This is a genomic window from Thalassovita autumnalis, assembly GCF_001458255.1.
Lineage (GTDB): Bacteria > Pseudomonadota > Alphaproteobacteria > Rhodobacterales > Rhodobacteraceae > Thalassobius > Thalassobius autumnalis.
This window is the reverse complement of record NZ_CYSB01000009.1, coordinates 1-18,064: the sequence shown is the minus strand read 5'-3', so window position 1 is coordinate 18,064 and position 18,064 is coordinate 1. Positions and strand designations below refer to the sequence as shown.

The 18,064-nt window shown below is 58.4% G+C and carries 14 protein-coding genes and 6 tRNA genes; 15 read left to right on the top strand and 5 right to left on the bottom strand.

Features of this window, described 5'->3' with window-relative positions; all coding sequences use genetic code 11:
* Positions 1-81: 81 nt before the first annotated feature.
* Complete coding sequence (locus TL5118_RS02945) at positions 82-831, top strand: polysaccharide deacetylase family protein (protein WP_131727397.1); 750 nt, start codon at positions 82-84, stop codon at positions 829-831.
* Between the two features lie 2 nt (positions 832-833).
* Here TL5118_RS02945 and TL5118_RS02940 read toward each other — a convergent pair whose 3' ends face one another.
* The gene (locus TL5118_RS02940) at positions 834-1,916 is read right to left on the bottom strand and encodes an Mrp/NBP35 family ATP-binding protein (RefSeq protein ID WP_207383433.1); all 1,083 of its coding nucleotides are present in this window, start codon (positions 1,914-1,916) and stop codon (positions 834-836) included.
* 323 nt (positions 1,917-2,239) lie between these two features.
* Between TL5118_RS02940 and TL5118_RS02935 the strand changes: the two genes are divergently transcribed.
* Positions 2,240-2,458, top strand: coding sequence for a DUF1127 domain-containing protein (locus TL5118_RS02935; RefSeq protein ID WP_058243847.1), 219 nt, complete (start codon positions 2,240-2,242; stop codon positions 2,456-2,458).
* Positions 2,459-2,965: 507 nt separating this feature from the next.
* Complete coding sequence (locus TL5118_RS02930) at positions 2,966-3,367, top strand: hypothetical protein (RefSeq protein WP_058243846.1); 402 nt, start codon at positions 2,966-2,968, stop codon at positions 3,365-3,367.
* Positions 3,368-3,394: 27 nt separating this feature from the next.
* On the opposite strand, the gene TL5118_RS02925 is transcribed toward TL5118_RS02930, so the two are convergent.
* Both TL5118_RS02925 and TL5118_RS02920 read right to left on the bottom strand, forming a co-directional pair.
* Complete coding sequence (locus tag TL5118_RS02925; RefSeq protein ID WP_058243845.1) at positions 3,395-4,291, bottom strand: homocysteine S-methyltransferase family protein; 897 nt, start codon at positions 4,289-4,291, stop codon at positions 3,395-3,397.
* Between the two features lie 12 nt (positions 4,292-4,303).
* On the bottom strand, positions 4,304-6,829 hold the full coding sequence (locus TL5118_RS02920; protein ID WP_058243844.1) for an ATP-dependent helicase: 2,526 nt from the start codon (positions 6,827-6,829) through the stop codon (positions 4,304-4,306).
* A gap of 226 nt (positions 6,830-7,055) precedes the next feature.
* Between TL5118_RS02920 and TL5118_RS02915 the strand changes: the two genes are divergently transcribed.
* The 11 genes from TL5118_RS02915 to TL5118_RS02865 all read left to right on the top strand — a co-directional run bounded on the left by TL5118_RS02915 (position 7,056) and on the right by TL5118_RS02865 (position 16,168).
* On the top strand, positions 7,056-9,260 hold the full coding sequence (locus tag TL5118_RS02915; RefSeq protein WP_242601718.1) for a sensor domain-containing diguanylate cyclase: 2,205 nt from the start codon (positions 7,056-7,058) through the stop codon (positions 9,258-9,260).
* Between the two features lie 92 nt (positions 9,261-9,352).
* Positions 9,353-10,486 carry an alpha-hydroxy acid oxidase gene (locus TL5118_RS02910; RefSeq protein ID WP_058243843.1) on the top strand — a complete coding sequence of 378 codons (1,134 nt, stop codon included), beginning with the start codon at positions 9,353-9,355 and terminating at the stop codon, positions 10,484-10,486.
* Positions 10,487-10,707: 221 nt separating this feature from the next.
* Positions 10,708-14,145: a pyruvate carboxylase gene (locus TL5118_RS02905; RefSeq protein ID WP_058243842.1), complete on the top strand. Its 3,438-nt coding sequence runs from the start codon at positions 10,708-10,710 to the stop codon at positions 14,143-14,145.
* An 81-nt stretch (positions 14,146-14,226) separates the two neighbouring features.
* Positions 14,227-14,724, top strand: coding sequence for a YegJ family protein (locus TL5118_RS02900; protein WP_058243841.1), 498 nt, complete (start codon positions 14,227-14,229; stop codon positions 14,722-14,724).
* A gap of 87 nt (positions 14,725-14,811) precedes the next feature.
* The gene (locus tag TL5118_RS02895) at positions 14,812-15,201 is read left to right on the top strand and encodes an MAPEG family protein (RefSeq protein ID WP_058243840.1); all 390 of its coding nucleotides are present in this window, start codon (positions 14,812-14,814) and stop codon (positions 15,199-15,201) included.
* A gap of 166 nt (positions 15,202-15,367) precedes the next feature.
* Positions 15,368-15,442 (top strand) — tRNA-Gly (locus TL5118_RS02890).
* Between the two features lie 39 nt (positions 15,443-15,481).
* Positions 15,482-15,556: transfer RNA gene (locus TL5118_RS02885), tRNA-Gly, on the top strand.
* 39 nt (positions 15,557-15,595) lie between these two features.
* A tRNA-Gly gene (locus TL5118_RS02880) sits at positions 15,596-15,670 on the top strand.
* A 39-nt stretch (positions 15,671-15,709) separates the two neighbouring features.
* Positions 15,710-15,784, top strand: a tRNA-Gly gene (locus TL5118_RS02875).
* 49 nt (positions 15,785-15,833) lie between these two features.
* Positions 15,834-15,908: transfer RNA gene (locus tag TL5118_RS02870), tRNA-Gly, on the top strand.
* Positions 15,909-16,092: 184 nt separating this feature from the next.
* A tRNA-Thr gene (locus tag TL5118_RS02865) sits at positions 16,093-16,168 on the top strand.
* Between the two features lie 103 nt (positions 16,169-16,271).
* Here TL5118_RS02865 and TL5118_RS02860 read toward each other — a convergent pair.
* Entirely contained in the window at positions 16,272-17,432 is a 1,161-nt protein-coding gene (locus tag TL5118_RS02860) for a tyrosine-type recombinase/integrase (protein WP_058243839.1), read from the bottom strand.
* Positions 17,433-17,628: 196 nt separating this feature from the next.
* Between TL5118_RS02860 and TL5118_RS02855 the strand changes: the two genes are divergently transcribed.
* Positions 17,629-17,823, top strand: a complete 195-nt coding sequence (locus TL5118_RS02855) for a hypothetical protein (RefSeq protein WP_058243838.1) — start codon at positions 17,629-17,631, stop codon at positions 17,821-17,823.
* Positions 17,824-17,850: 27 nt separating this feature from the next.
* Here TL5118_RS02855 and TL5118_RS21500 read toward each other — a convergent pair.
* The coding region (locus TL5118_RS21500; protein WP_058260743.1) for a hypothetical protein at positions 17,851-18,064 on the bottom strand (214 nt) is incomplete at its 5' end.

Genomic DNA, 18,064 nt, shown 5'->3' with positions numbered 1-18,064 from the left:
GACGCTTGAATTTTAGCTAAATTTGACTCACCCTGCAGGGAACGGCGCGCCAAAAGCGCCGACTTGGAGGCAGATATTCAGATGACGGACCGTCCGGCACTATGCTTGACGTTTGACGACAATTTCGTCGACTCTTGGCATGACACCCTTGATCTTTTTGACAAATACGACGCGCGGGCAACGTTTTTCCTGTGCTGGCCGGAACGCATCAGCGCGCCGCAACTGCGCAAATTGCAAGAGATTGAAGCGCGCGGGCATGAGATCGGGTTCCACACCCGGGAACATGTGCGCCTGCCCAAATATCTGCTGTCCCACACGCTGGAGGATTATCTGGACGATCAGATTGATCGCGGGTTGGACGCGATGGCCGATCTGGGCTTTCACCCCAAAAGCTTCTCTTTCCCCTACTTCCGGTTCCGGCCCAAACTGATTGCGCCGCTGCTGGAACGGTTTGAGATCCTGCGCCTGGAAGGGCCCTATGATCAGTTTCACGACTCGCTCAGCGCGCGTTATGGCAGCCGCACCGTGAACACCTATTGCTTCACCGACAAAACCGGCATGGGCCTCTCGAACAGCTATTTCGCCGATCGCTTTGAGTGGCTGCAGCAAGAGGGCGGCGCGGCGGTGACCTGTGGCCACTTCATTGGCACCGAGGGCAATAAGTTTCCCAAGATGCGCTGCAGCCCGGACGATCTGGAAGGGATCTTGGCGCTGGCCCGGGCCTACAACTTTGACTTTGTGACAATGAGCGAGCTCAGCCAGTCCCGCCCCGCCACGGTGGTGCGACCGGCGGAGCAGCCCGCCCCCATGGCAGCCTGGGAAGCGGCCTAGGTTTAGGCCATCCCCCCTTGCACCAGACCTTTGGCAAGCCGGGCGTAGGCCTCGGCCACGGGGCCATCCCCCAGCGCAACCGGCGCGCCACCATCGCCGCCAAGGCGGGTGTCCAGATCAATCGGCAACTGCGCCAGTAGCGGCACGCCCATTTCCTTGGCCTCTTTGGCGACACCGCCATGGCCGAAGATATGCGCCTCATGCCCACATTCAGGGCAATGGAAGGTCGACATGTTTTCTACCAGCCCCAGGATCGGGGTTTTCAGCGTCTTGAACATATCGATAGCCTTACGCGCATCCAGCAGCGCCACATCCTGCGGGGTTGAGACGATGATCGCCCCGTTCAGAACCGTTTTCTGACAAAGCGTCAGCTGCACATCGCCGGTGCCCGGCGGCAGATCGACGATCAGCACGTCCAATTCACCCCAGTTCACCTGCCCCAGCATCTGCTGCAGCGCCCCCATCAGCATCGGGCCGCGCCAGACCACAGCCTTATCCGGGTCCAGCATCAGACCAATGGACATCAACGTGACACCATGGGCCTGCAGCGGTTCGATGGTTTTGCCATCCGGGCTGGCGGGGCGTTTGCTGGTGCCCATCATGCGGGGCTGCGACGGCCCATAGATATCTGCATCCAGCAGACCAACCTTACGGCCCTGTTTGGCCAGCGCCACGGCAAGGTTTGAGGAGACCGTGGATTTTCCCACGCCCCCTTTGCCAGAGCCAACGACCAGAATGCGGTCAACCCCTGCGGGCCGCATCGGGCCGGCCTGTGGCGAGGGGTGCCCACCGATTTTCAGGCTGGGCGCCGGTTTCGCCGCGGGTGCCGGGCCATGGGCCGTAAGTGCGACCGAGACTTTGGTGACCCCCGGCAGTGCGGCAACACAGCGTTCCGCCACGGCGCGCAGCGGTTCCATCATCTTGGCCGCTTCGGGGCTGGGCGCCTCAATCACAAACCGCACCTCAGAGCCGGTGATCTGCATCGCCCGCAACATGTCACGACTCACCAAGGTGCCGCCGTCAGGCAATTCGATCTGCGTCAGCGCATTTTCAATATCGGTTTTGGTCGGTGCTATGGGTGCCATGTCGGTCTCCACCGTGATTCTTGTGCCAATTTCGCAGGCAAAGGTGACCCAAATTCCAGCACTTACAAGAGGAGTTTTCGATGCACCTTTAGCCCCCTTGATGCCCCTAAAGGGGCACAAGTTAATTATTAACAACATCTTAACCGAAAAATTGCGATGAAGTGACCCAAGGGAAAATAGGTCAGCATTTCATATGCATCTACTGCATAGCTGCGTTGCGGCATCAGCGATTGTGCAATTGCAGCGAAAGACACATATTGGGGTCATCAAACGAGACACGGCGCCACGATGGCGCAACAGACGCACGTAAGAGAGATAGACCAATGGCAAACGCATCGATCCTTCGCACTGAGACCTTCGGCATCGCAGACCGCTTCGCGGCGCTGATCCAGGACCTGCAGGAACGCCGTGCACGCCGCAAGCTGTTCCGTGACACCCTGAACGAAATGTCGGCTCTGGGTGATCGCGAACTGCGCGACCTGGGCCTGAGCCGCAGCCAACTGCGTTCGGTTGCTTGGGAACACGCCTACAACGGCAAATAAGAGTTAACGGGTTCAGAAGCCTCTCTCCTCCTCCCTGAGGCTTCTGTGATCTGGCGGTGACCTCCTCCTCCTCCCTGAGGTCACCGCACTGAATACGAAGGATCTCTCTCCTCCTCCCTGAGATCTTTCGTTGTCAAGCGCGGCGCTCTCTCCTCCTCCCTGAGAGCGCCGCAACTGACAGCCCCGCAAGGGGCAACGTTATACGACCGGGTCTTCTCCTCCTCCCTAGACCCAGGTCGTTGTCAAGAGCGGTGGCCTCTCTCCTCCTCCCTGAGGTCACCGCACCCTTGACCCAGATACGGCACTCTCTTCCTCCTCCCTGAGGGTGCCGCAAAGAAGACGGCGATACCCTCCTCCTCCCTGGGTGTCGCCGTTTTGTTTTTGTAGGTCCGCAAAAGCTCAGTCGCCGCAAAGGGTCAAACGGTCGCGCGGTGCGGATGCCGCATGGTGCCCGCGAATAGGAAGAGTAGCCTCCAAGGCATCTTTTGACCTCGAGGGATTGACCCTATGACCCGGACCTCCAAACAGGTTGTCGTCCCACATTTTGCCCGCATGTTTGCGGTTGGGCTGGCGGGCATTTCTGCCGCCGCCCATACGATTTTAGGAACAATGGATACGCTGATGCCGGTGATGCAGACTGATCTGCCGCTGTTTGTGCGCGGCACCATCTGGGCCGCATGGCACATGGTCAGCGGTTTTTTGATCCTGTCTGCTTATGTGTTTTGGCAGGGTGGTCCGGCTGCGCGCTATTTCAGCTGGCTCTACCTGCTGGGGGGCGCGTTGTTCATCGCCATCGCGCTGCATCTTGAAGGGGCCTACGGGCTGATCACCCTGCCACAATGGGTACTGCTGCTGCCCGCAGGTGGCGCGGCCTTGATGGCCGGGCCACGCCTGCCCCTCAAACCCTAACGGGTGTGAAGGGTCAGGCTGTTTTGCTCAACTGTCGTGAAAATGCGCCTTCAGCGCCGCGATATGGCCTGACCCGATGCCACAGCACCCGCCGATGATGCCGGCGCCTGCCTTGGCCCAAAGATCCGCCCAAGTGACATAGCATTCCGGGCTCAGGTCTTTGCGCAATTCGGTGATCTTGTCGTTGGCGCCTTGATCGCCGTCATCTTTGTGATCGTCAAAGGCATTGGCATAAACGCCCACCCGCATCGCCGATCCTGCAGCCTGTGCCGCCCCATGGGCGATCGCGATGGCCTGTTCCATCACCTCAGGCTGGGAACAGTTGAACAGAATGGCCTCTGCCCCAACCTCCATCGCCAATGCTGCTGCCGCCGCCACGGTTTCGCCGGACCGCAACATCGGGGCCTCCACCGTGTCATCGCGCAGCGTGAAGGAGATCCACAGCGGACGGGTGTCCCCTTCCAGCGCCTTGGCTGCAGCTGCCGCCTCCTCAAGGCTGGAGGTCGTTTCAACCAGCCACTGATCGACATGCGGCGATTGTGCGGTGATCAGCTGCGCCAGCATCTCGGGCGCGCGGGCCGCATCAAAGGCCTGCGGTTCATAAGAGCCAAAGAGCGGCGGCAGACAGCCCGCCACCTTGGCCCCGCTGTCACCGGCAGCTTCGCGCGCCAGACGGCCCGCCCGGTCGGCAAGCCCTGCGCCCTGTTCGGCAAACCGGTCTTCGCCGATGTGGAAGGGCACCAAGGCATAGGCGTTGACGGTCACCACCTGCGCGCCTGCGTTGATGAAATTGCGATGCGCGGCCACCACGGCCTCGGGGGCGTCGATCACCGCACCGGCCGACCATTCAGGCTGTTTCAACTCAGCCCCGCAGGCCACCAACTCACGGCTCATCCCACCATCAAGAAGGGTCATTTTCGTCATGTCTTCAATTCCTTAGAACGGCACATCGCCGCCTGCATCATTGGCCGCGGTGACAAACTTCGCCACCACTTTCTTGGGCCCGGCTTTTTCAAAATCGATCTCCAGCTTGTCGCCTTCGATCCCGGTGATGCTGCCGTAGCCGAATTTTTGGTGGAACACCCGTTCGCCCAGGGTGTAGGCGCTGACCGCTTGCAGATCGATCACCGTTTTCAGGCTTTCCTTGGGCTGGCCGACCGGGCGCTGATGGCTGCGCGCCTGCATCCGTTTCCACCCTGGTGAGTTATAGACATTGGCATCCGCCACACGGCTGTCGATGGAGGAGGCCACGCCGCCCAATCCCCCCATGCCCATGCCGCCGCCATAGCCGCCGCCCGCATAGCCCGATCCGGTCAGCACCTCGACGTGCTCCTCCGGGATTTCGTCAATGAAGCGCGAGGGCAGCTGCGCCTGCCATTGGCCATAGACCCGCCGGTTGCCGGCAAAAGAAATGGTACAGACCTCTTCGGCGCGGGTGATGCCCACATAGGCCAGCCGCCGCTCTTCCTCGAGGCCCTTGACCCCGTTTTCATCCATCGAGCGCTGTGACGGGAACAGCCCATCTTCCCAGCCGGGCAGGAAGACCACAGGAAACTCCAACCCTTTGGCCGCATGCAGCGTCATGATCGAAACCTTCTGCTCAGCGTCCTGGCTGTCATTGTCCATGATCAGCGCCACGTGTTCCAGAAAGCCCGAGAGGTTTTCAAACTGCTCCAGCGCCTTCACCAATTCCTTGAGGTTTTCCAGACGGCCCGGCGCCTCGGGCGTTTTGTCGTTCTGCCACATCGTGGTGTAGCCGGATTCATCCAGGATCATTTCGGCCAATTCGATGTGGCTCAGATCCTCATCCCCGGCCAGACGGCCCCAGCGGTCAATATTGTCGACCAGCAGCGCCAGCTCTTTGGCGCCTTTGCCACCGATCCCCTTGTCCTGCAGCAGCAGGCGGGCGCCCTCCACCAAGGGCACACCGTTCTGACGCGCCGCCATCTGAATCTTCTGCTGTGCCTTATCGCCAAGGCCGCGCTTGGGGGTGTTCACAATCCGCTCAAACGCCAGATCATCCGCAGGTGAGGTCACCACACGGAAATAGGCCATGGCATCGCGGATCTCCATCCGCTCATAAAAGCGTGGGCCGCCGATGACACGATACGGCAAGCCGATGGTCAGGAAACGGTCCTCAAAGGCGCGCATCTGATGTGAGGCGCGCACGAGGATCGCCACCTCATCCAACCCATGTGGGCGGACACCGCGCGCACCTTTTTGGCCAGCCTCAATCTCTTCTCCGATCCAGCGCGCCTCTTCCTCACCGTCCCAATGGCCGATGAGCCGCACCTTTTCGCCGTCGCCCTGATCCGTCCAAAGGGTTTTACCCAAACGGTTTGAGTTGCCCTGAATAACGCCTGAGGCCGCCGCCAGAATATGTGAGGTTGAACGGTAGTTCTGCTCCAGACGGATCACTTCGGCGCCGGGAAAATCCTTTTCAAACCGCAGGATATTGCCCACTTCGGCACCGCGCCAGCCATAGATCGACTGATCGTCATCGCCCACACAGCAGATGTTTTTATGCCCGCCTGCCAGAAGCCGCAGCCAAAGGTACTGGGCCACGTTGGTATCCTGATACTCATCCACCAGAATGTATTTGAAGCGGCGGCGATACTGATCCAGCAGATCCGGGTAGCGCTGGAAGATCGACACCACGTGCAACAGCAGATCGCCGAAATCGCAGGCGTTCAGCTCGATCAGGCGGCGCTGATACTGTTTGTACAGCTCAATGCCCCGATTGTTGAAGGCCGCCGCCTCAGAGGTGGGCACCTGTTCCGGTGTCCAGGCGCGGTTTTTCCAGTGGTCAATCACCCCCGAAAGCTGCCGCGCTGGCCAGCGTTTGACATCCATGCCCGCCGCTTCGATCAGCTGTTTCAGCAGACGGTTCTGATCATCGGTGTCCAGAATGGTGAAATTACTTTTCAGATGGTTCGGAATCGCGGCCGGGGCAAAAGGCTGCCCCGTCAGATCTTCCAACACATCATCCTGCTGAGCCGCCGCCTGAGCCGTAGTCTGAGCCGCAGCAAGCGGATCCTCGCCCCCCGCGCCCAGCGCTAGGTCCAACGTCACCAGTTCCGCATGGCGGCGCAGCAGTTTCACACAGATCGAATGGAAGGTGCCCAGCCAGGGCATCCCCTCCACCGTCTGGCCCAGCAAACGGCCCACCCGCTCTTTCATTTCGCGCGCGGCCTTGTTGGTAAAGGTGACCGACAGGATCTCATGCGGGCCGGCGCGCCCGGTGTTCAGCAGATGCACAATCCGCGTGGTCAGCGCCTTGGTTTTGCCGGTGCCCGCGCCTGCCAGCATCAACACCGGACCATCCAGCGCCTCCACCGCGGCACGCTGCGCCGGGTTCAGCTCGTCTAGGTAAGGGGCGGGACGCGCGGCCATGGCACGTTGAGACAGAGAACCACCGCCAGAGGCGCCTTCAAACGCGTCGAATTCGTCAAAATCGTTCATGCTGCGATCTTAAACTGATTCAGCCGCCACGAAAAGGGACGTTCGCACAATGTTCGCATCCTTTTGACTGCTATGGATCCCCCCGGCAGGTCGCATCCTCCCCGGCTAGAAGGCTCAAATTTTTGGAAAATCTACGGTTACTCAGGTGGCACGTTTCAACGCTCTTAACTTTTTGACAAGTTTTTTCAGCCAGGGTGTCGACGGGGTTATGACAGGGAGGCGGCCGGTGACCACCATACTCACAGAGTTTGTGAATTCAGTGCGACGAGGGGCAGGTCTGATCGCATTATTAAGCGTTATGTTACTGTCGGCTCTGATTGCGGTGGTCTGGGCACCCGCACCCATTGCTGAGCGGCTGGTGCGCGACAACATCCATGCACAAGCCGAACTGTGGAAACGACAGGTGGTCCTGCAACTGGATGACGCCGAGTACAGCTTTGTCAATTCTCAGGTCAGCGATCACGACCAACGGTTCCTGCATCTGTTGGTGCAGGCCACCGATGTTTACCGGTTCCATCTGTTCAATGAGCAGGGTGAGGTGTTTTGGTCAACCGATGGCGCGAAAATCGGCTATATGGAAGAGGGAGAATACTTCCATAACAACGTAGCCAAAGGGCAAGTTTACTACAAAACCGAGGAGAAAGCCGCCTGGAAAGTTGCTGCCTCCAGCGCATCGGGACAGGCCTTAGACACCCCCAGTGATCACGGGACCGAAACGCCAATTGCCCCTCCGCATGACCCAAGTCAACTTATAACCGGAGAAAATGGCCCCCACGCAAGCGTTGATCATGATGACCACAGCGCAGGCCTAGGGGGCAGCGGCGCGCCAGTTTCCGCAGACAGCGGGACAGCACAAGCGCAGCCGCCATCGCCGGCACCTAGCTTTCCCACTTACCTGTCACAGGGTGCCTCCAGCGATTTACGCCATGTTGCTGAAATTTATGTGCCCTTTATGCACAACGGTCACTTTGATGGCGCAATTGAGTTCTACACAGATGTCACCGACATGCGCGCCAGCATCATGAACCGTGCCCGCCTGTTGTTGTCTGTCATTGTGGGGGCCGTTCTGGTCACAATGCTATCCGCCGGATGGCTGCTGCACCGCAACAACGCACGCCACGTTGCACAGTTGAACAGACGCAACACCAAGGAACGCGAAATCATCGACCAGCAGCTGCAACTCGCCCGAGAGGTTCAGTTACTGGGCGAGCTGAATGAGTGGCTGCAATCCAGCCACTCACTGGAAGAGTTGTTTCAGATGGTGGCGCGCTTCATGACCCATATCCTGCCCAACGCAGAGGGAAGCCTTTACGTCTATTCCAACTCACGCGACGTTCTGGATGGTTCAGCAAAGTGGAATGGTGGAACCGTGAAACCACATATCCACCCCGAAGAATGCTGGGGTTTGCGCCGCGGCCGGACCTATGAATTCGGTGCCTCAGAAGTGGATTTCACCTGCAATCACGCCGAGCCTCATGATGGCCGACCCTATTACTGCTTTCCCATTCTGGCACATGGCGAAACCGTCGGGCTGATGCATCTGCGCGCCGCTGCTGCCCATGAAAGGACCTTTCGCAGCAACAAGAAACTGGCCCGCATGTGCGCAGAACAGATCTCCATGGCGATCGCCAATGTACGGATGCGGGATCAGCTACAGGATCAGTCGGTGCGTGACCCGCTGACCGGGTTGTTCAACCGTCGCCATATGACCGAATGCCTACGCAAAGCGATCAACAACAGTCAGAACACCGGCGTGCCGCTGAGCCTGATCGCGGTGGATGTGGACCACTTCAAAAAGTTCAACGACAACCATGGCCATGACGCAGGCGATATGATCCTGCGCGCCGTAGGCACCGCATTGGAAAAGACCTGCGATGGCGACCAGGTCGCCTGCCGTATGGGTGGCGAGGAGTTTACGCTGATCCTGCCCGGGGTGAAAAACGACGATGTGCTGCGCAAGGCTGAACACCTGCGCAAAGCGGTCGAGGCAATCTCGCTGCGCTATGGCGAGAAGACGCTGCCAACGGTCACCATATCGCTGGGTGTCGCACATTATCCGCAGCATGGCACGCTGCCACAGGAGCTGATGCGCGGCGCCGACGAAGCGCTCTACGTCGCCAAGGCCAAAGGGCGCAATCAGGTCCAAATGGCCAACACCGTGACCCCCAGCCCCCGGGATCCCTCGGCCCAGGCGTCAGAAGAAGATACCTCTGTCGCTGAGATAAACACCGCCCCTTCTGCGCAAATGCCTGACCCGTTGAGCGAGGCCTTGGCGGAAACCTTGCCTGAGACACTGACAGAGGCTTGGGACAAGGATCTGGCCGCAGATCGTGCCAGCGTTGCTGAAAGGTCAAGTAGCGAGGATGAGACAGAGCCTGCAGCAACAGACCAAAAGGAGGGCAGCAAAACAGGCAATGTGGCAGCTCGTTAAAGCCCAAAAGGCGCAGACTGCGCACCGTCAGGTAAGCGTGTAAGGCGCAATCAAGTCTGGACAATCCCCTGCGCAGCTTTGCAAATACCGGCATGGATCTGCATCAACGCTACCCCGCCCTCTCTGACCTGAAAGCAAAGGCGCAAAAACGCCTGCCCTGGTTTGTCTTTGAATACCTCGACAGCGCCACCGGGGAGGAGCGCACGCAGCTGCGCAACCGTCTGGGGCTGGATGCGGTGCAACTGATGCCCTCGATCCTGCATGGAGAACAAGAGGTGGACCTTTCGGTCGACCTCTTTGGGCAACGCCATCCCCTGCCCTTTGGCGTCTCACCCGTTGGCATGTCCGGGCTGTTCTGGCCCAACGCCGAACGGCTGCTGGCCACGGCGGCCACCCGGCACGGGCTGCCCTATGGGCTGTCAACCGTGGCCAGCCGCACGCCCGAGGAGGTTGGCGATTGCCTGGACGGCAATGGCTGGTTTCAGATCTACCCGCCACGCGATCCTGAGATCCGCGCTGATATGTTGAAACGGGCACGGGATGCGGGTTTCAACACTTTGGTTCTGACCGTGGATGTGCCGGTGGCCAGTCGCCGCGAACGGCAGGTTCGTTCGGGCCTGACCAGCCCGCCACGGCTGACCCCACGTCTGCTGGCGCAGGTGGCCCGCTGCCCGGCCTGGGCCATGGGCATGGCGAAAATGGGCATGCCGCGGATGCGGCTGATCGATGGCTATGCGGATAAGGCGACCGGGCTCAGCTCCACCGAACATGTTGGCTACCTGCTGCGCACCTCCCCGGATTGGACCTACCTGCAGGCCCTGCGTGAGGCCTGGGACGGGCCGCTTGTGGTCAAAGGTGTGATGAATGCGCGTGACGTGAAACCGCTGGAGGCGGCGGGCGTTGATGGCATCTGGGTCTCAAACCACGCCGGGCGCCAGTTTGACGCCGCCCCGGCCAGCATCGATGTGCTGCCCGCCATTCGCGCTGAAACTAAACTGCCGGTGATCTTTGACAGCGGGGTCGAAGGGGGCCTGGATATCTGCCGCGCTGTCGCTTTAGGCGCAGATTTTGTCATGTTGGGGCGGGCATGGCATTATGCACTTGGGGCACTAGGGGCAAAAGGACCGGATCATCTGGTGGATCTGCTGCGCCGCGATCTATTGGCCAACATGGGGCAAATGGGGGCCAAAACACTGACGGACCTGCCGCAACGGCAGCTACGCTGAACCGCAGCATTTGCCAATAGATGACTCGCAGATTCGGAATTGGATCATGCATAAATGCAAAATAGAAGACGTCAAAATGTGTCAACACAAGCAAGTTTATCGCTAACATGATTTTTTTGGTCACCTAAAGTGACCGATAGCGCCCAAAACTGTTGCGCTGCGATGCAGCGACATGCCAAGCACTGTCACAGAATTTTCACGGAACGCGGGAGGTGCGACCCATGACTGAGTTCAACAAGATCCTGATCGCAAACCGGGGCGAGATTGCCATCCGGATCATGCGGGCAGCCAACGAGCTTGGGAAAAAGACCGTGGCGGTCTTTGCCGAAGAGGACAAATTGGGGCTGCATCGCTTCAAGGCGGACGAAGCTTACCGCATCGGTGAAGGCCTGGGCCCTGTGGCCGCCTACCTGTCGATTGATGAAATCATCCGCGTCGCCAAGGAATGCGGCGCGGACGCGATCCACCCGGGCTATGGCCTGCTGTCGGAAAACCCCGACTTCGTCGATGCCTGCGCCGCCAATGGCATCACCTTCATCGGCCCCAAGGCCGAAACCATGCGCGCCCTCGGTGACAAGGCCAGCGCCCGTAAGGTTGCGATCACAGCAGATGTGCCGGTCATCCCCGCCACCGAAGTGCTGGGCGACGATATGGAGGCGACCAAGAAAGAGGCCGCTGAAATCGGCTACCCCCTGATGCTGAAGGCCAGCTGGGGCGGCGGCGGACGCGGCATGCGCCCGATCCTCAGCGAGGATGAGCTGGAAGAAAAGGTGCTGGAAGGCCGCCGTGAGGCCGAAGCGGCCTTTGGCAATGGTGAGGGCTATCTGGAAAAGATGATCACCCGCGCCCGCCACGTTGAGGTGCAGATCCTCGGCGACAGCCACGGTGAGATTTACCATCTTTGGGAACGCGATTGCTCGGTCCAGCGCCGCAACCAGAAAGTGGTTGAACGCGCCCCTGCCCCCTACCTGACAGAAGAACAGCGCACCGAGCTGTGCGATCTGGGCCGCAAGATCTGCGCCCATGTGAACTATGAATGCGCCGGCACCGTTGAATTCCTGATGGATATGAACACCGGCAAATTCTACTTCATCGAGGTCAACCCCCGGGTGCAGGTGGAACACACTGTCACCGAAGAAGTGACCGGCATCGACATTGTGCAAGCGCAGATCAAGATCGCCGAAGGCAAGACACTGGCCGAGGCCACCGGCAAAAACAGTCAGGATGAAATCCGTCTGAACGGCCATGCGCTGCAGACCCGGATCACCACTGAGGATCCGCAGAACAACTTCATCCCCGACTATGGTCGCATCACCGCCTATCGTTCGGCCACCGGCATGGGCATTCGTCTGGACGGCGGCACCGCCTATTCGGGGGGCGTTATCACCCGTTACTATGACTCGCTGCTGGTCAAGGTCACCGCCTGGGCCCCAACGCCCGAGGCGGCGATCCACCGGATGGACCGGGCGCTGCGCGAATTCCGTATTCGCGGCGTGTCGACCAACATCGCCTTTGTGGAAAACCTGCTGAAGCACCCGACTTTCCTCAGCAATGAATACACCACCAAGTTCATCGATGAATCGACCGATCTCTTCAACTTCAAGAAACGGCGCGACCGCGGCACCAAGGTTCTGACCTATATCGCCGACATCTCGGTCAACGGTCACCCTGAGACTGAGGGCCGCCCTGCCCCGGCTGAGGATCTGAAACTGCCGAAACCGCCCGCCCACGGTGATGAGATCCCGGCCGGCACCCGCAACCTGTTGGAGGCCGAAGGCCCCAAAGCCGTTGCCGACTGGATGCTGGCGCAGAAAAAACTTCTGCTGACCGACACCACCATGCGCGATGGCCACCAGTCGCTGCTGGCGACCCGCATGCGCTCGATCGATATGATCCGTGTGGCGCCCAGCTACGCCGCCAACCTGCCCGAGTTGTTCTCGGTCGAATGTTGGGGCGGGGCCACCTTTGATGTGGCCTATCGTTTCCTGCAGGAATGCCCGTGGCAGCGTCTGCGTGATCTGCGCAGCCGCATGCCCAACCTGATGACCCAGATGCTGCTGCGCGCCTCAAACGGGGTGGGTTACACCAACTACCCCGACAATGTGGTGCAGAGCTTTGTGGCGGAGGCCGCCAAAGGCATCGACGTCTTCCGTGTGTTTGACAGCCTGAACTGGGTGGAAAACATGCGCGTGGCGATGGATGCGGTGAATGAGGCGGGCAAGGTCTGCGAAGGCACAATCTGCTATACTGGTGATATTCTGGACCCGAACCGCGCCAAATATGACCTGAAGTACTATGTCAACATGGGCAAGGAACTGGAGGCCGCCGGCGCCCATGTGCTGGGCCTGAAGGATATGGCGGGCCTGCTGAAACCCGCCGCCGCCCGTCAACTGGTCAAAGCGCTGAAGGAAGAGTTGTCCATTCCGGTGCATTTCCACACCCATGACACCTCGGGCATTGCTGGTGCGACCATTCTGGCCGCCGCAGATGCGGGTGTTGACGCTGTGGATGCGGCGATGGATGCCTTCTCGGGCGGGACATCGCAGCCCTGCCTTGGCTCGATCGTCGAAGCGCTGGCCAACACCGACCGGGACACCGGCATCGATATCAGCCGCATTCGGGAGATCAGCAACTACTGGGAACAGGTGCGCGCGCAATACACCGCCTTTGAAAGCGGTCTGGCGGCCCCGGCGTCTGAGGTTTACCTGCACGAAATGCCCGGCGGTCAGTTCACCAACCTCAAAGCGCAGGCGCGCTCGCTGGGGTTGGAGGAACGCTGGCATGAGGTGGCGCAGATGTATGCTGACGCCAACCAGATGTTTGGCGACATCGTGAAGGTGACGCCTTCGTCCAAGGTTGTCGGTGACATGGCGCTGATGATGGTCAGCCAGGGCCTGACCCGCGCCGACGTCGAAGACCCGAACAAAGACGTGGCCTTCCCCGACTCGGTTGTGGACATGATGCGCGGCAATCTGGGCCAGCCTCCGGGCGGCTTCCCCGCAGGTATCGTGGCCAAAGCGCTGAAAGGCGACGCACCCAATACCGACCGCCCCGGCGCGCATCTGGCCCCGGTGGATCTAGAAGAGGTCCGGGCACAGGTCAGCGCCGATCTGGACGGGTTTGAGGTGGATGATGAGGATCTGAACGGCTACCTGATGTATCCCAGGGTCTTCATGGATTACATGGGCCGTCACCGTCAGTACGGCCCGGTCCGGACCCTGCCGACCAAGACCTTCTTCTACGGGATGGAACCCGGCGATGAGATCACCGCCGAGATCGATCCGGGCAAGACGCTGGAAATCCGCCTGCAGGCCATCGGCGAGACCGATGAAAACGGCGAAGTGAAGGTGTTCTTTGAACTGAACGGCCAGCCGCGGGTGATCCGTGTGCCGAACCGTCTGGTGAAATCCGCCACCGCCGCCCGCCCCAAGGCCGAACTGGGCAACCAGAACCACATCGGTGCGCCGATGCCGGGGGTTGTGGCCTCGGTCGGCGTCTCAGTCGGTCAGGAAGTGCATGAGGGTGACCTGCTGCTGACCATCGAAGCGATGAAGATGGAAACCGGCATCCACGCTGAACGCGACGCGGTTGTGAAAGCCGTGCATGTGCAGCCGGGCGGCCAGATTGACGCCAAGGACCTACTGGTCGAGCTGGAGTAATCCACGCGCCAGCCAATCAAATTGACAAACGATAAGCCGCAGGCGAGGTTGCCTGCGGCTTTTCTATTATGGATTTATTAAATGCGCTTTAAATCAGCTTTCGCAGCCCTGCTTCTGGCCGTCACCTTGCCGATGCCCCTGATCGCCGGCGACAAAATGGTGCTGTTTGCTCAAGAAGACCCCAAAATGAACGCCGCGATGAATGAGGCGCAGAGCACGCTCGACGAAGCCCTCGCTTTGATCCCATTGCACAACGGCACCTACAACCAGGCGCTGACCCTGAAGGTCGCCCTGGCCCGCAGCGACGGGGCCGGGGATGAGATTATCTGGGTTGGAAAAATCCGGCCGATTGCCGGGAGCCGTTTCACCGGCAATCTGGAAAACACGCCCAACCACCTGCAAGGCAAAAAGCTTGGCAGCAAGGTGCGTTTCTCCAAATCGCAGATCGCGGACTGGTCGATCTCCTCCCGGGGCATCCTGTGGGGGAATTACACAACGCGGGTCATGCTACCACATCTTCCCGAAGATGAAGCGGCCTACTTGCGGACGATACTGTCCAAAACGCCACTGCCCAAGTGACGCCCCTCCGGCCTTACCCAACGAGACGCTGGTCAAGACCGGCACAGCCTTCGTAGGCTCCCCCAACCCAAATGAAAGGACCGTCCCATGCCCCTCGCCGCCACACCGCTATATGCAGGCCTTGCCGCCCTGCTGTTCCTTTACCTATCGGTTCGGGTAATCGGCACCCGTCGGTCCGAAAAGGTCAGCGTCGGCGATGGCGCCAACAAGGCGATGATCAAAGCCATGCGCACCCATTCCAACTGCGCGGAATATGCCCCCATCTCGCTGCTGTTGCTGCTGCTGGTCGAACTGCAGGGCGCGCCAACCTGGGCGGTGCATGTCCTTGGTGTGATGTTCCTGGCCGGCCGACTGCTGCACGCCATCGGCTTTGGCCGCACACCGCAGATCATCCCCCTGCGCAAGTCTGGCATGATCCTGACCTTTGCCATGATGGCGCTTTCGGCGCTTGGCCTGATCGCCCACAGCCTGATCTGACATGAGCCTTTGGCCTTACCCGATGGCGCGGCAGGACCTGCCTGCCCTTTGTAAAAAAGGGGCCGCGGGCAGGCCGGACCAATTTAGCCGGTTTTTTTGCCCGCCTTTGGCATTTTCCTCTTGCGGCCCCCGGCCAGTGTTTGTATTCCACGCCACACCTAAGGAAGCGGGCGTAGCTCAGGGGTAGAGCATAACCTTGCCAAGGTTAGGGTCGGGCGTTCGAATCGCCTCGCCCGCTCCAATAGGTTACCCATGACGGTCACCCACCGTCGAAAAGGAAGCGGGCGTAGCTCAGGGGTAGAGCATAACCTTGCCAAGGTTAGGGTCGGGCGTTCGAATCGCCTCGCCCGCTCCAATAGGTTACCCATGACGGTCACCCACCGTCGAAAAGGAAGCGGGCGTAGCTCAGGGGTAGAGCATAACCTTGCCAAGGTTAGGGTCGGGCGTTCGAATCGCCTCGCCCGCTCCAATAGGTTACCCATGACGGTCACCCACCGTCGAAAAGGAAGCGGGCGTAGCTCAGGGGTAGAGCATAACCTTGCCAAGGTTAGGGTCGGGCGTTCGAATCGCCTCGCCCGCTCCAAATCTTCTCCGAACGGGGGCGTCAGAACCGCGTCAGTGTTCACAACGGAGCGGGCGTAGCTCAGGGGTAGAGCATAACCTTGCCAAGGTTAGGGTCGGGCGTTCGAATCGCCTCGCCCGCTCCAATTCACTACCCACACCACCACATATGTGATCCCAGACAGGCCTCACCGCATCCTGTGTTGCCTATCTGCGGGCTTTGCACTGCGCAGCGCGACGCCCGGATTTTTCCACCGCCAAATCACATTGCCCCCTTGCACCCCCCTGCCCTCTCGGCTAATCCAAGACCCAGACCAGCGCGCTGGTCATGCCCCTATAGCTCAGCTGGTAGAGCAACTGATTTGTAATCAGTAGGTCCGCGGTTCGAGTCCGTGTGGGGGCACCATATATAGACAAAATCCACCCCGAAACCGCTATATATAGACAAAAACACGCTCCCCGCCTTTCTGAAGAGGAGCGCGTGTGTAGTTTATGTGAACTTGGGTGCTTTACGCAGCATCACCGCCTACGTGATTCTTAACCGGTGCATTGGCATCGTTGCACGCGGTTGCACTGGCAAGAGCATTAACACCACGCGCCACTGATGCATTGTTGTGGTGGGTGTAGCGCAGCAGCATCTGCGTTGATTTGTGACCACTGATGACCTGAGCGTCCGCAACAGACACGCCTGACCGCATGGTGATTGATATGGCGGTGTGGCGCATACAGTGAGGGGTGAACCCCTGACCAGACAGTCCTGCGGCGTTCAACACACGCTCAAACTGCTTCTTCATGTAAGTTCGATGCCCTGTCGCGCTATCTGCTTCAAACAAGTAACCCGCTTCGACACCACGCCGCCTTTGCTCGTCTCGTATAACTTGAGCAAGACTTTCATGTATTGGTGCAACTCTGCTACCTGCTTTTGCTTCAGGTATGTGCAGCGTCAAGTTTTCGAAGTCAAAATCTTCGAACCTTATTCTCAAGATTTCTTTGTGGCGCATTGCTGTCTGGAAACCAATCAAGACAAAAAAGTATGTGTATCTATCGTGATCGTTTTCAGCACAACGTAACATCTTGGCGATCTGTTCCGTGGAAAAAGTCTTAACGCGTTGCTTCTCGCCACTCTTGTTCTTGACCTTGATGTGCTTTGTCTCAGCAACGCCCCATTCTGAAAGTGAATTCAACATGTGACGCAAAGTTGCAAATTCACGGTTAACAGTGGCAACAGCAGCACCTGCCTGTAAGCGTTGATGTCCATACTTCTCTACTGACAGGGTGGAAATGTTTTTGATCTTCAGTTTTCCAAAATATGGAACGAGATGCATGTTCAGTTGCTGTTGTTTTTGTGGAATATTCTTGCCGCCACTTTCTTGTGACGTGGAAATGTAAATTTTTGCCGCGTCTGAGAATGTAATGTTCGGTTGCGCAACTGTCAGATCAATATTCTCAGGGATTGAAAGCGCCAGTTCTTTTAATTTTATTCTCGCCTTTGTCAGGTTCATGCCATGCTGTTCAGTGCCAATTTTATCGCGCAACCTTTTTCCATGGACTTGGGTGGAAGCATAAAACACTAATCCTTTTGATGTCTTTCTTACCTCCAAACCTTCTCCCGTAATGCTTTTTCCTACCTCCAATTTTTGCAAATTTTGTTTCGATATTTTATTAACCATTCTGTCTCCCTTTTGTATGGAAATGCATAAAGACAAGCAATAATTTCTTGCCTCAACTTCTATAATGTGATATGATTTGTGTCACTTGAGGCAATATAGTTTTTGTTATTGCTCCAAGTGACTTAATCATAAATCAATTATACCGAAAAGTCAATAGTTCTATACTGTTGCAAGGAGGTTATTAGAGGAGAATGTAATGATGGAAAATATTAGAGTCTTGCCGTGTGGTTTGATTTCAAGAAACGATGCGGCGAAGTATTTGGGGTTTAAACCAAACACGCTGGCGACCTGGAACTCATCTGGAAAGCATGAGGAGTATTTTGAGAAAAAGTTTATTGGCGGACGTGTGTTTTATGATTTTGAGAAAGTGAAGTCTTTCGTGAATCGATGAATGGGCAGGTGTAAATCACCTGCTTTTTTATTCCCATCGCTTCCCTTCTTCGATGGCGAACCTTACCGCATTCAAGAAATCGCGGTGTTCGTCGTCCAACACGCGCCAATACTTTGATGCTTTTGCGACAAGCGGCAGAACCTCTTTGAATAAACCATTTTGAATATCCAAATGTTTTTGCTCTTTCGTATCCGTCCGGTGTCCCCGCTCTGACGGCGTGATGGAGTGCCTGCTAGATGTC

Excerpts from the sequence above, each read along its gene's own strand:
- TL5118_RS02855 (WP_058243838.1), top strand. The coding sequence starts at position 17,629 with ATGATGGAAAATATTAGAGTCTTGCCGTGTGGTTTGATTTCAAGAAAC.
- TL5118_RS02920 (WP_058243844.1), bottom strand. The coding sequence starts at position 6,829 with ATGAACGATTTTGACGAATTCGACGCGTTTGAAGGCGCCTCTGGCGGT.
- TL5118_RS02860 (WP_058243839.1), bottom strand. The coding sequence starts at position 17,432 with ATGGTTAATAAAATATCGAAACAAAATTTGCAAAAATTGGAGGTAGGA.
- TL5118_RS02900 (WP_058243841.1), top strand. The coding sequence starts at position 14,227 with ATGCGCTTTAAATCAGCTTTCGCAGCCCTGCTTCTGGCCGTCACCTTG.
- TL5118_RS02925 (WP_058243845.1), bottom strand. The coding sequence starts at position 4,291 with ATGACGAAAATGACCCTTCTTGATGGTGGGATGAGCCGTGAGTTGGTG.
- TL5118_RS02940 (WP_207383433.1), bottom strand. The coding sequence starts at position 1,916 with ATGGCACCCATAGCACCGACCAAAACCGATATTGAAAATGCGCTGACG.
- TL5118_RS02905 (WP_058243842.1), top strand. The coding sequence starts at position 10,708 with ATGACTGAGTTCAACAAGATCCTGATCGCAAACCGGGGCGAGATTGCC.
- TL5118_RS02910 (WP_058243843.1), top strand. The coding sequence starts at position 9,353 with ATGGATCTGCATCAACGCTACCCCGCCCTCTCTGACCTGAAAGCAAAG.
- TL5118_RS02930 (WP_058243846.1), top strand. The coding sequence starts at position 2,966 with ATGACCCGGACCTCCAAACAGGTTGTCGTCCCACATTTTGCCCGCATG.
- TL5118_RS02945 (WP_131727397.1), top strand. The coding sequence starts at position 82 with ATGACGGACCGTCCGGCACTATGCTTGACGTTTGACGACAATTTCGTC.
- TL5118_RS02935 (WP_058243847.1), top strand. The coding sequence starts at position 2,240 with ATGGCAAACGCATCGATCCTTCGCACTGAGACCTTCGGCATCGCAGAC.
- TL5118_RS02895 (WP_058243840.1), top strand. The coding sequence starts at position 14,812 with ATGCCCCTCGCCGCCACACCGCTATATGCAGGCCTTGCCGCCCTGCTG.